This is a genomic window from Bacillus paranthracis (genome assembly GCF_001883995.1).
GTDB lineage: Bacteria > Bacillota > Bacilli > Bacillales > Bacillaceae_G > Bacillus_A > Bacillus_A paranthracis.
This window is the reverse complement of record NZ_MACE01000049.1, coordinates 598,662-611,012: the sequence shown is the minus strand read 5'-3', so window position 1 is coordinate 611,012 and position 12,351 is coordinate 598,662. Positions and strand designations below refer to the sequence as shown.

General features: G+C 34.7%; 11 protein-coding genes. 9 read left to right on the top strand and 2 right to left on the bottom strand.

All coding sequences use genetic code 11. The features are described 5' to 3' along the window. The first annotated feature begins 200 nt into the window (after positions 1-200). The 6 genes from BAQ46_RS20120 to BAQ46_RS20095 all read left to right on the top strand — a co-directional run bounded on the left by BAQ46_RS20120 (position 201) and on the right by BAQ46_RS20095 (position 6,081). Positions 201-1,124 (top strand): alpha/beta hydrolase, encoded by a 924-nt coding sequence (locus BAQ46_RS20120; RefSeq protein ID WP_061131137.1) that lies wholly within the window; start codon positions 201-203, stop codon positions 1,122-1,124. A 247-nt stretch (positions 1,125-1,371) separates the two neighbouring features. Further along, on the top strand, positions 1,372-2,016 hold the full coding sequence (locus tag BAQ46_RS20115) for a LytTR family DNA-binding domain-containing protein (protein ID WP_000389714.1): 645 nt from the start codon (positions 1,372-1,374) through the stop codon (positions 2,014-2,016). 127 nt (positions 2,017-2,143) lie between these two features. Next, a complete protein-coding gene (gene scpC, locus BAQ46_RS20110; protein ID WP_000429782.1) occupies positions 2,144-3,658 on the top strand; it encodes a succinyl-CoA:acetate CoA-transferase ScpC in 1,515 nt (504 codons plus the stop codon). A 213-nt stretch (positions 3,659-3,871) separates the two neighbouring features. Next, positions 3,872-4,315: a GNAT family N-acetyltransferase gene (locus BAQ46_RS20105; RefSeq protein ID WP_000701904.1), complete on the top strand. Its 444-nt coding sequence runs from the start codon at positions 3,872-3,874 to the stop codon at positions 4,313-4,315. Positions 4,316-4,342: 27 nt separating this feature from the next. After that, positions 4,343-4,702, top strand: coding sequence for a YunG family protein (locus tag BAQ46_RS20100; protein WP_000342916.1), 360 nt, complete (start codon positions 4,343-4,345; stop codon positions 4,700-4,702). Positions 4,703-4,755: 53 nt separating this feature from the next. Further along, complete coding sequence (locus tag BAQ46_RS20095; RefSeq protein WP_000675568.1) at positions 4,756-6,081, top strand: bifunctional S-methyl-5'-thioadenosine deaminase/S-adenosylhomocysteine deaminase; 1,326 nt, start codon at positions 4,756-4,758, stop codon at positions 6,079-6,081. A gap of 151 nt (positions 6,082-6,232) precedes the next feature. On the opposite strand, the gene BAQ46_RS20090 is transcribed toward BAQ46_RS20095, so the two are convergent. Then, entirely contained in the window at positions 6,233-7,615 is a 1,383-nt protein-coding gene (locus BAQ46_RS20090; RefSeq protein WP_071742594.1) for an alpha/beta hydrolase family protein, read from the bottom strand. 582 nt (positions 7,616-8,197) lie between these two features. Here BAQ46_RS20090 and BAQ46_RS20085 point away from each other — a divergent pair. Then, positions 8,198-9,826 (top strand): peptide ABC transporter substrate-binding protein, encoded by a 1,629-nt coding sequence (locus tag BAQ46_RS20085; RefSeq protein ID WP_071742592.1) that lies wholly within the window; start codon positions 8,198-8,200, stop codon positions 9,824-9,826. A 52-nt stretch (positions 9,827-9,878) separates the two neighbouring features. On the opposite strand, the gene BAQ46_RS20080 is transcribed toward BAQ46_RS20085, so the two are convergent. Next, positions 9,879-10,409: a GNAT family N-acetyltransferase gene (locus BAQ46_RS20080; protein ID WP_071742590.1), complete on the bottom strand. Its 531-nt coding sequence runs from the start codon at positions 10,407-10,409 to the stop codon at positions 9,879-9,881. Positions 10,410-10,551: 142 nt separating this feature from the next. Between BAQ46_RS20080 and BAQ46_RS20075 the strand changes: the two genes are divergently transcribed. Together BAQ46_RS20075 and BAQ46_RS20070 are read left to right on the top strand one after the other, a co-directional pair. After that, positions 10,552-11,250, top strand: a complete 699-nt coding sequence (locus BAQ46_RS20075; RefSeq protein ID WP_000414532.1) for a response regulator transcription factor — start codon at positions 10,552-10,554, stop codon at positions 11,248-11,250. Continuing rightward, the gene (locus BAQ46_RS20070; protein ID WP_071742588.1) at positions 11,240-12,307 is read left to right on the top strand and encodes a sensor histidine kinase; all 1,068 of its coding nucleotides are present in this window, start codon (positions 11,240-11,242) and stop codon (positions 12,305-12,307) included. The genes BAQ46_RS20075 and BAQ46_RS20070 overlap by 11 nt, the downstream gene beginning before the upstream one ends. Positions 12,308-12,351: the final 44 nt, after the last annotated feature.

The window sequence follows — 12,351 nt, the reverse complement described above, 5'->3', positions numbered from 1 at the left end:
GAAACCTCCTAAAAACATAATAATTACTTTATGTAAGTAACTATATAGTTTTATGGTGTTTTCGTCAACATAAATAGTTTGACAGCTAATCGGAAAAGGTAGGCATTTGTCATAATGAAAGCAATTGCATATAATACATAATAAGAATAATGAATAGATATTCATTTTTGAGATACATAATAGAGTTGGGGGCTGACGAAATGAACGTACAGGAAAGTTTCGTTACGGCATTGGATGGATCGGAAATTTATTTACGCAAGTGGTTACCAGAATGTGAACCGAAAGGGATTATTCAAATTGCACACGGTATGACAGAACATGCAGGTGTTTATACAGACTTTATTGATGCGTTATTAGAAGCAGGGTATGGTGTTTATGCGCATGATCATAAAGGACATGGGAAAACAGTAAAAAGAGAAGAAGACTATGGTCATTTTGAACCGGATATAGGGTGGAATCAGGTTGTGTCTGATGTGATCTTTGTTTCGGAAATGATAAAAGAAGAGCAGTCATGTCCATTATTTTTACTTGGCCATAGTATGGGATCTTTCCTATCAAGACGAGCTGTGCAACTTAGAGGCGAACTATATGATGGATTTCTTATTTCAGGAACTGGTGGGAATCCAGGGTTTTTAGGAGTTATTGGTCATAAAGTAGCGACAATTGAGATGAAGTTGCGTGGGGCAAAAACGAAAAGTCCGATGCTAAACTTTTTATCATTCGGAAACTTTAATTCGAACTTTAAGCCTAATCGTACAAATTTTGATTGGCTATCTTCAGATAATGATCAAGTTGATAAATATATTGCGGATCCGTTATGTGGATTCATTTGTACGACGAGTTTTTATCGAGAATTATTTTCTGGTGTAATAGAAGTGAATAAATTAGAAGAATACAAGAAGACGCCAAGCAATCTTCCAATATATATATTCTCTGGAGACCGTGATCCTGTTGGAAATATGGGGAAAGGTGTAAAAGAGGTATATGAAAATTATAAAAAATGTGGTGTGAAAGATGTAACGTTGCGTCTATATGAAAATGGAAGACATGAAATGTTCCATGAAGTGAATAGAGAAGAAGTATTTAAAAATTTGATTTCGTGGTTAGAAGAACATAATAAATGAGAATGAAAGCTAAGTCCAGACTGTTTATAGTTTGGACTTTTTGTTTGTAGGTGTTGCAAGTATTTACTGATGTAGTGTTCATATCGTTTTTACATATTTGAAGGTAGGTTATATTCTATATAATTAAATAAATAGAAAGCCTTGTGCAAATGAGGAGATAAATGTATAAAATTAATAATCAAACTTTTTATAAAGCAACAGAGGCCATTCATAATAGTAGTATAATAGCGAATGAGGTGTTAATAGAATGGAAGATAAAACATTAGGTTTACTATTAGATGTTGTTGGGGAATTATTTTCAGATGAAATTTCAATTGCTGTATCGAATACGAAAGAATATATATACTATCGGCCAAGTAAACGAATTGATTTAAAGATTAGTGTCGGTGATCCTATAAAGGAAGGAACGATTGCTCATAAAGCAATGGTGACAAACCAAAAAACCTCTGAGTTTATGAATCGGGATGTTTTTGGTATTCCTTATCATGGTATGGCCGTACCATTCTCAAACAATGGAAAGCTTGAAGGTTGCGTGACAGCCATTTATCCAGCTTTAACGGACGGAAAATCAGTCGTTACTTTAAAAACAACGGACGGCTGGATTCCGGTTCCTTTTTCAAAAGTCATGTATTTAGAGGCGAAAGATAAAAAGACGTATGTAAATGCAGAAGAGTTAACAGGGACACATAAATACTCGTTACAAGAATTCGAATACTTACTTCCGAAAGATTCATTTATTAGATGCCACCGTTCCTTTATTGTAAATGTGAATCATATTCAAGCGATTTATCCTGATACTCATTCTACTTTTTTACTTTCTATGGATAATGGAGAGAGGGTTCCAGTTAGTCAATCATACGCTAGTTATTTTCGTAAACTTCTAGGATTCTAAATTATTCTGCTTTAGAGACTAGATTCGCTGTTTTGTCTGAATTTTTGCCATTGTATACTGAAATCCCTATTTAGATACTGTTAAAGTGTAAAATAATTATGAATATTCATAGGGAGAGGGATTACATATGGAGAATAATTTGGATAGAATTAGGGATGAACGTCTGAAAGATCGCGTAGTTACACCTGAAGAAGCAGCTTCATGGATTGAAAGTGGAATGACTTTAGGCTTAAGTGGGTTTACACGTGCAGGTGATGTAAAAGCAGTCCCATTTGCGCTTGTAAACCGAGTTAAGAATGATACATCTTTTAAAGTAAATGTTTATACTGGTGCCTCTTTAGGTTCTGATGTAGATAAATTATTTGCGGAAGCAGGAATTTTAGGGAAAAGATTGCCTTTCCAAGCTGATGCGACTATGCGAAAAGGAATTAATAACGGAGATTTTTTATTTGTGGACCAGCACTTATCTCATACATCAGAGTTACTTCGCGCTGACGTTATGGATGTAGATTTTGCTATTTTGGAAGCGGTTGCGATTACTGAAGATGGCATGATTATTCCAACAACTTCAATAGGAAATTCTTTAGCGTTTTCTTTAAATGCTAAGTCCATTATTATTGAAATGAATATGGCTCAATCCACGCAGTTAGAAGGACTGCATGATTTATATGAACCAGGTAAACAAGGAGAAAGACTTCCAATTCCAATTGTGAAAACGGATGATCGAATTGGAACGATTGGCATTCCAATCGATGTTGAAAAGGTGAAAGGGATTGTGTTTACGAACCAATTAGACTCACCATCGACAATTGTTCCTCCGGATGAAGAAACTGTTATTATGGCACAGCATTTAATAGAGTTCCTTCGAAAAGAAGTCGAAGTAGGCCGATTAACAAATCGTTTAGCACCGTTACAATCAGGAATTGGCTCAGTGGCTAATGCTGTTCTTCATGGAATGTTAGATTCGGAGTTTGAAGATTTAGAAGTGTATTCTGAAGTTTTACAAGATGCGGTCTTTGATCTTATGGATGCTGGAAAAGTCAATTTTGCTTCATGCTGTTCAATCACACTCTCTGAGGAGAAAATGCAAAAAGTATTTTCCAACTTTGAAAAATATCGTGACAAATTAATGATGCGCCCGCAAGAGATTTCTAATCATCCTGAAATCATTCGTCGCCTCGGATTAATCTCGATTAATACTGCTTTAGAATTAGATATATACGGAAATGTGAACTCTACTCACGTTTTAGGCACAAAAATGATGAATGGTATCGGTGGTTCTGGTGATTTTGCGAGAAATGCTCGCCTAGCTATCTTTGTTACGAAATCGATTGCGAAAGGTGGCAACATTTCAAGTATCGTTCCTTTTGTTTCACATGTGGACCATACGGAACACGATGTAGATGTTATCGTCACTGAACAAGGGTATGTTGATCTAAGAGGACTGGCCCCAAGAGAAAGAGTGGAATTAATTATCGAGAATTGCGCACATCCAATGTATCGTGATCAGCTAAGAGCTTATTACGAAGAAGCTAAAACGAGAGGTGGACAAACTCCTCATGTTTTAGAAAAAGCTTTTTCTTGGCATACGAATTATGCTAAAAATGGAACAATGCTTGAGGCGGTAGTAGAAACTGTATAGGTGTTTATCGTTAGAAATAGTAAAACGAAAGATTGAGTTTGAAAAAAATTTTAGAAGAAGAAAACGCCAACTTTCAAAGATGGCGTTTTTTCTTTAAATACATTGTTACAGGCCGTACTGATTATAATAAAGATTTATGAAAATAAGAGGGTTTTTTAATTACTTTTCGAATCATTTTAATAGTTTACATATCGAAGGTGAGGAGAAAGAATCATGAAGATAAGAGAAGCGTTATTAAGTGAAGCAAATGAATTAAGTGAACTCGCACTACAATCAAAAGCGACGTGGGATTATAGTGAAGAATTCATAATTGCCTGTAAGGAAGATTTAACTATTACAGAAGAGTATATAAATAATAATTTTGTATATGTTTTTGAAAACGATAATACGAAGATTGGATTTTTCTCATTTTTACGTAATGATAAAGCTCTCGATTTCCTGTACATTCATCCTCGTTACAAAGGGAAAGGCTACGGGAAAATAATGTGGAAGTATGTAATAGAAAAAGCAAATGAACTAGGCTTAAAAAGTTTTACGATTGATAGTGATCCGAATGCAAAAGGATATTACTTGAAAATGGGCGCACAGTTAATCGGAGAGACACCATCAACGGTCTTTAAGGATCGTTTACTGCCTCTTTTGAAATATGATGTGTAAAACTATTAATAGTAGGGGAAGATTAGAGTGGATGATGTAAAGGAAAAAAGAATATATGAAGCATTAATAAGATCGTGGTCCATTGAAACAAGTTCAAAGTGGACGACTGAGAATCCAGCAAAGGGACAGTGTGGTGTAACGGCTTTGGTCGTTCAAGACATATACGGAGGAGAGATTAAAAAGACAAAAGTAAGAGAGGCGTGGCACTTTTATAACTTTATAGATGGACAGAGGTTTGATTTTACAGAGGCTCAATTTAATGAAAAACTGAATTATATGGATATAGAATCAAATCGAGAAGAAGCATTTGCAGATACAAATGAAAAACAATATTGCATGTTGAAGAAAAAGATAACGAAAGAATTGAAATTATCTTTTGACTCTTAATCTTTAATAAGTTACTATAATGGTGGTAACTTATTAAAGGGAACTTCATAGAGTTGAAAGGGGAAATACTTTTGAAAACAACTTATGTAAACGCTACAATCGTAACGATGAATGAACAAAATGAAGTGATAGAAAATGGATATATCATTGTAGAAAATGATCAAATTATAGATGTGAAGAGCGGAGAATTCGCTAATGATTTTGAAGTAGATGAAGTAATTGACATGAAAGGAAAATGGGTTTTACCAGGGCTTGTCAATACACATACACACGTTGTAATGAGTCTCTTAAGAGGTATTGGTGATGATATGTTATTACAGCCGTGGCTTGAGACAAGAATTTGGCCACTTGAAAGTCAATTTACTCCAGAACTTGCGGTTGCTAGTACGGAATTAGGATTACTTGAAATGGTGAAAAGTGGTACAACATCTTTCTCTGATATGTTTAATCCAATTGGAGTAGATCAAGATGCAATTATGGAAACGGTATCAAGGAGCGGGATGCGAGCTGCTGTTTCAAGAACTTTATTTAGCTTCGGAACGAAAGAGGATGAAAAGAAAGCAATTGAAGAAGCTGAGAAATATGTGAAGCGTTACTATAACGAAAGTGGTATGTTAACTACGATGGTTGCACCGCATAGTCCATATACATGCAGTACAGAACTGTTAGAAGAGTGTGCACGTATTGCAGTAGAAAATCAAACGATGGTTCATATTCATCTTTCCGAAACAGAGCGTGAAGTACGTGATATTGAAGCGCAGTACGGAAAACGTCCAGTAGAATATGCGGCAAGTTGTGGATTGTTTAAACGACCAACAGTGATTGCACACGGTGTAGTATTAGATGACAATGAGCGTGCATTTTTAGCGGAACATGACGTTCGAGTAGCTCATAATCCGAATAGTAATTTAAAATTAGGTTCTGGTATAGCGAATGTAAAAGCGATGCTAGAAGCAGGAATAAAAGTAGGAATTGCAACAGATAGTGTTGCATCTAACAATAATTTAGATATGTTTGAAGAAATGCGCATAGCGACTTTACTACAAAAAGGTATTCACCAAGATGCAACAGCGTTACCGGTTGAAACAGCTCTTACACTTGCAACTAAAGGAGCGGCTGAAGTAATCGGCATGAAACAAACAGGATCACTTGAGGTTGGAAAGTGCGCTGATTTCATTACAATTGATCCGTCTAATAAGCCCCATTTACAACCAGCAGATGAAGTATTATCGCATCTTGTATATGCTGCTAGTGGAAAAGATATAAGCGATGTAATTATTAACGGAAAACATGTCGTTTGGAATGGCGAATGTAAAACGTTAGATGAAGAGCGTATTATATTTGAAGCAAGTCGATATAAACGAGGTTTGCAAAGATAGGTATTTTCAGGATGTGGAGAAAGTCTTCTCCACATCCTGTTTTTGTGTCTGAACCTTTTTATTAATAAAAAGAAGTTAAGAATTTAGATAAAATCATTAGTTTCAAAAATCCTTTACATCATAATGATTATTTAAAGGATTTTGATGTTTCTTATTCTTTTGTCGCGTTGACCCATTTAATAATGTCCTGAATTACGTATTTAGGAATATTAGCAGGGATTTCATATTCACTAGGAAGACTTAATTCCCCATCACCCTCTGTGAAGAAATGATTCAATTTTGGGTATTCATTGAACTGAACATTCCTGCGGTTTGAAAGCCCTTCCTGCCATTTTGTATATTCATTTTTTACTGTTACTTGATAATCGCGTGCTCCTTGCAGAATCAGTAAAGGTTCTTTTCGTGATCTTGCCTCTTCAACAGGACGCCACCTAGAAACATCATACATAAAATGAGGCGATCCCAAATTGTAGCCAGTTGGAGGATGCTCAGGATTGAACGTAGGGTCTTGGATAAAAGCGAACTGTCTTTTTAGTTCATCGATTACTTCCTTTGACGCCCCTAGGTATTGATTCTGATCAATGGCAATGTCAGTCAAGGGGCGTGCAGGTGGTGCGAGTAAGATACTTCCTCTAACAAGTGAAGAAGGTGATTTGCTTAGTATACGTGGCATTGCGCCAGCTCCTAGACTATGTCCAAGAATGAAAATATTATTTGGATCAATGCCTTCCTGCTGCGCTGCTGATTTTGCTGCATATATTGCATCATCTGTAGTATCACGGTCTAACGTAACAGGTTCTGCACTCATCTTTAATGCGTGTTCTAAGGTACGTTTTTCATAGCGCAACACTGCAATTCCGTTGGATGAAAGGCCCACCGCAAGATCGCGTAAGATTTTTGTTCCCATATATGTGCTATCGCGATCATGGATGCCAGCACCATGAACAAGAACAACTACGGGTAGCTTTTCACCAGGCTTATGTTTCGGAACCGTTAATGTCGCTGGTAACGGATAGGTGGAATTTCCGATGACGATTTCACGTTCTTGATAAGAGTCAGGTTGATCATAGCTAGGATGCGGGATGGTATATGATTCCTTGGGAGGCCTTTCTCCAATTTCATCTACTTTCCCGCCAGGTGTAAATTTAAGGAGTAGCGGTATGGTAGTTCCTTCGATAACTGCTGGCATTTCCACCGTCTGATGGACTAAGTTTCGTTCTTTTATCACGGGGGGCCCCATGCTTTTTATACCGCTCCAGCCACTCTGTGTCCACCAGTTTTGTAATGTGTTTGCTGTAAACTTGGATTGAAAAGCAGCAGACGTCAACTGAAGTGCCTCTGCATATTTATCTTGCTGGAGATATTCAAAAAATAATGAGGTACGCTCCGTTAAAGAGACTCGTTTTTTTTCTACAGATGGTTCCTCATGTGTATTTGCGTGAATAGCTGTTGTAAGCGGAAAAGATGAAATGCCTAAAGAAAAGAGCAGGGTAAAGGAAAGTATTGATTTTTGTATTTTCTTTTTTTTATTCATGTTTTAACCTCCAATATGTGATGGTGAAAAATAGGTATGATAAATTAAGGTTCTGTTGTAACAACGTCTAAACCATTGATATGTTCATCTAAAACCAACAGTTCTGGTTTTGTCGTAATCGCTCTAGTAACTCCTAATCTCTCTTTCTTCACTTTATATTTTGACTATACGAAACAAAGTTCTCGTTTTTCTTACTTGATCCTTACAAAATCCTTAAGTGTATAAGATTTGTAAAATATCACTTGCTACTTGACCTGAATTTCAAAAAAAAGCGGCATTTCTTAATGGAGATAAAAAAATATCCCAACCAAACTGTACCTATATGTCTATTAAGTTAATTATGGGGGGATTTATATGAAACAGAAGAAAAGTTAAAGCAAAAAGGGAGGTATACAATAGGAGATGTTTTTTAAACTTGAGCGAACAGCGTAGATTATACATTCAATCTTTAGTGATCCTTTTTAAAAGGGTCACTTTTTTCTTGAACGAATAAATATTCAAAAGAATGTCGCATCTTTCTGTTCATATTTCTGCTATAATATATAACGCTTTATAATATTTTATATTTAAGGAGAACAACTCATGAAGCGAAAAAAGAGCCATTTAATGGTAATGGCACTTGTTACATCTTTATTATTAACAGCTTGTAATAATAAGGAAAATAAAAGTGATAAAGAGGCAAAAAAACAAGTATTAAATGTAACAGTATCAGAAGAAATTCCTTCTCTTGATACAGTGAAAACGATGGATGGTACGTCAGCGCACGTTATGCAGAACATATTTGAAGGGTTGTATGTATTAGATGATCAAGATCAGCCGATTCCAGCAGTAGCAAAATCGTTTAAAAGAAGTGAAGATGGTAAAAAATATACATTTGATTTGCGTAAAGATGCAAAATGGTCAAATGGAGACAATGTGACAGCAAATGATTTTATGTTTGCATGGAAACGTGCAATTAATCCTGAAACAGCGTCTCAATATGCGTATATGCTTTTTTACGTGAAAAATGCAAAAGAGATAAATAAGGGAACAGTGCCTCTTGCTGAACTTGGGGTTAAAGTTATAAATGATTATAAATTGGAAGTGGAACTTGAACAGCCAATCCCGTATTTTTTACAGTTGTTAGCGCTACCTATTTACTTACCACAGCATGAATCATTTTTGAAAGAACAAGGAAAGAATTATGCATTGGAACCTAGTAATCTCTTATATAACGGTCCATTTATATTAGAGAAATGGAAGCATGAACAAGAGTTTCAATTAAAGAAAAATGCTACATATTGGGATGAAAAGAAAGTGAAATTAGACGAGATAAACTTTCAAATTGTAAAGGATACAATGACCGCTGTTAATTTATACGAAGCTGGTAATTTGGACCGGGTGCCTATTAATTCTCAATTTGTAGACAAGTATAAAGGGGATAAGGAGTTACATATGTCGAGCGAACCTGCAATTGCTATGCTACGTTTTAATGAAAAAAATAGTGCGTTAGCAAATAAGAAAGTGCGACAGGCTATTTCATTCGCGTTAAATAAAGAGGATTTCGTTGCTCATTTTATTAATAACGGAGCAAAACCTGCAACTGGGCTAGTACCAGTTGGGCATATCAATGAAGAAACGGGAAAAGATTTTAGGGAAGAAAACGGAAACCTTTCTTTATATGATGTACAAAGTGCGAAAAAAAATTGGGAAGAAGCGAAAAAAGAGCTTGGAGTAGAACAAGTAAACTTCGAGTTTTTAACATTTGAACAAGATAACGCAAAACGTATGGCAGAATATATAAAAGGTGATTTAGAAAAGAATTTACAAGGATTAACGATACAAATTAAACAACAGCCATTTAAGCAAAAATTACAGTTAGAACAAACAGGTGATTACGATATAACTATGGCAAATTGGGGACCCGACTATAAAGACCCAATTAGTTATTTAGAACTATTTACGACTGGTAATCAAAATAATAAAATGAATTATTCTAACCGTCACTACGATGAATTAATAAAGAAAGCGAAAAGCGATCTAGTATTAGATCAGAAGAAAAGATGGGAAGCATTGCAAGAGGCCGAGCGTATTCTATTAGGGGATGCTGCGGTCGCACCGCTTTATCAAATGGGCTCAGCTTACGTACAAAAGGATTATGTAAGAGGAATTGAAAAGCATCAATTTGGTGGTATTTATACTTATAAGAATGCTTATATTGCAAATGAATAAATACAAAAAACCTTACTTTTTTAAAGTAAGGTTTTTTTACACATGTATTCTATTAAAACGATTTTAATAAAGAATAAAAATTCGTATCATAGGGAATGTCATCTTGATACATATAATTTTTTAGAACGCCTTCTTTTTCAAAGCCTAATTTTAATAGTACTTTATTGGAAGCTTCATTTTCAAGAAATACAATTGCTCCGATCCGCTTTAAATGAATCGTATGGAAACCGTATGATATAACCTCAGAAACAGCTTCAGTCGCATATCCTTGACCCCAGTGTTCAGGCAAAAAGGCATAACTTATATTGGCTCGTTTATGCTCAGAAGACCAATCGTGAAAACCAATGGTACCGATGAGTTCTTTCTTGTCTTTTAATTCGATTCCCCATTTTATACCGCTTCTTGCATTGTAACTCAGTTTAAAGTTATAAATAATTTGTTTCACTTGATCAATATCTTGTAACGGTTTTTGGCCATAATAGCGCAGTACGTTAGTATTAGAGAAGCATTGTAGTATACCTGGTGCATCTTCTTCGGTAAGTTCTCGTAAAATGAGTCGTTCAGTTTTCAATATAGGAAACATACTTTCACTCCATTTCTTTTGAAACTAGAATGTATTGTTATTATATAATCTAGTCTGAAAATAAAGATTATTCAAGAGGGGAGTATAGTTTTGATTTGTGATAAAATTGATTGTGGAATATATTTCAAAAAGAGGTTTATATATGGAGAAAAATTCAATTTTAATTGTAGATGATGATCAAGATATTGTTAGATTTATGAACGTGAATTTAATACAAGAAGGTTTTAAAGTTTTTAGTGCTCATAACGGAGAAGAGGCTTTAGAAATTATAAATAATAACAGTATTCAACTTGCTATTTTGGATATTATGATGCCACAAATGGATGGGATAGAATTGTGTAGAAGAATTAGAGAGAAACATAGTTTGCCAATTATGTTTTTAAGTGCAAAATCATCGGACGTAGATAAAGTCGTCGGATTTAGTACGGGAGCAGATGATTATATTGTGAAGCCGTTCAGTACAATTGAATTAATTGCAAGAGTGAAGGCTCAATTAAGAAGGTATACATATTTCAATCAAAATGCTGTCCAAGTAATAGAAAAGAAAATAAATATTAGAGGTTTAGAAATAGATGAAGTGTCTAGAACAGTAATGTTATATGGAGAAACAATCAATCTTACGAAAACTGAATATGATATTTTGTATTTAATGGCAGCTGCAAAGAATCGTGTATTTACTATTGAAGAAATATATGAGAGCGTTTGGAAAGAAAGGGCTTATGAAAGCAATAATACAGTAATGGTTCATATCGCAAGATTAAGAAATAAAATTGAAGAGAATCCAAAAGAACCGAAGTTTATTCAAAATGTTTGGGGAGTCGGATATAAAATTGAAGATTAAATCATTACAAGGCATTAGAGCTAAGTTTTTTATCGCATTCATATGTAGCATCTTGTTAGCGACTGTAAGTATAATAGTGTTTCAAATTTTGGTTGGAAATATATATAGTCAGGTTAATGTTTTAGAGGAAAAATATTCATTTTTATATTTTATAGTTTTTTTGATTTTTACTACAACATACTTTGCATTCATGACAAAAACGCTGATGAAAAGGTTGTCTCAAATTAACAAGAACGTGAAAGAAATAAGTGAAGGTAATTTTGAAATACATATACCTATTTCGAAAAGCGATGAGATTGGTGAACTAGCGGCAAATGTTAATAGAATGGCGAAAAGCTTAAAAGAGTCTATCGAGAATGAAAAAAAATCACAGGAAATGAAAAATGAAATGATTAGTAATATTTCGCATGACTTACGAACACCTGTAACATCTTTAATCGGTTATGCGGACTTATTAGGAGATAAGCTGCATGCAAATGGAGAAGAATGTGAACAGTATGTAAGCATATTAAAGCGAAAAAGTTATGAATTAAAAAATCAAGTTGATGAATTATTAGAATACTGTCAAATAAATTATAGAGAGATTGAATTACATAAAAGTGTAGTAAATATGAAAGCGTTAATGGAACAAATTATGATTGATTTTGTACCACAACTAGATGATGCCGATATGAGCTTTTGTATGAAAGGTGATAAGGAGTTACATGTGGAAATGGATGTAGCACTTATGGTGAGGTTATTCGAAAATGTAATTAGTAATAGTATTATGTACGGGAAAGACGGAAAGGAGATTGTAATTCAAATTTCTAAAAGAGACATGAATGTTGAAATAGAAATTAAAAATTTTGGGCAATGTATTCCGGATGAGAACCTGCCTTATGTTTTTGAGAAGTTTTATCGTGGTGAAAAATCACGCAGCTCTCATACAGGTGGAAAAGGAATGGGACTTGCAATTGCGAAAAGTATAGCAGAACTTCATAAAGGAGATATCGCTGTACGTAGTAACGATAAAGAAACAGTTTTTACTATCGTTTTACCGCAGTATAAAGAAATGTAAGAAAGTCGTAAGTATTTCTTACGTATGTTGTAATTTTCAATTCG

Bases quoted from the DNA above. Each gene is read 5' to 3' on its own strand.
- BAQ46_RS20120 (WP_061131137.1), top strand. From the start codon at position 201: ATGAACGTACAGGAAAGTTTCGTTACGGCATTGGATGGATCGGAAATT.
- BAQ46_RS20075 (WP_000414532.1), top strand. From the start codon at position 10,552: ATGGAGAAAAATTCAATTTTAATTGTAGATGATGATCAAGATATTGTT.
- BAQ46_RS20085 (WP_071742592.1), top strand. From the start codon at position 8,198: ATGAAGCGAAAAAAGAGCCATTTAATGGTAATGGCACTTGTTACATCT.
- scpC (WP_000429782.1), top strand. From the start codon at position 2,144: ATGGAGAATAATTTGGATAGAATTAGGGATGAACGTCTGAAAGATCGC.
- BAQ46_RS20115 (WP_000389714.1), top strand. From the start codon at position 1,372: ATGGAAGATAAAACATTAGGTTTACTATTAGATGTTGTTGGGGAATTA.
- BAQ46_RS20080 (WP_071742590.1), bottom strand. From the start codon at position 10,409: ATGTTTCCTATATTGAAAACTGAACGACTCATTTTACGAGAACTTACC.
- BAQ46_RS20090 (WP_071742594.1), bottom strand. From the start codon at position 7,615: ATGAATAAAAAAAAGAAAATACAAAAATCAATACTTTCCTTTACCCTG.
- BAQ46_RS20105 (WP_000701904.1), top strand. From the start codon at position 3,872: ATGAAGATAAGAGAAGCGTTATTAAGTGAAGCAAATGAATTAAGTGAA.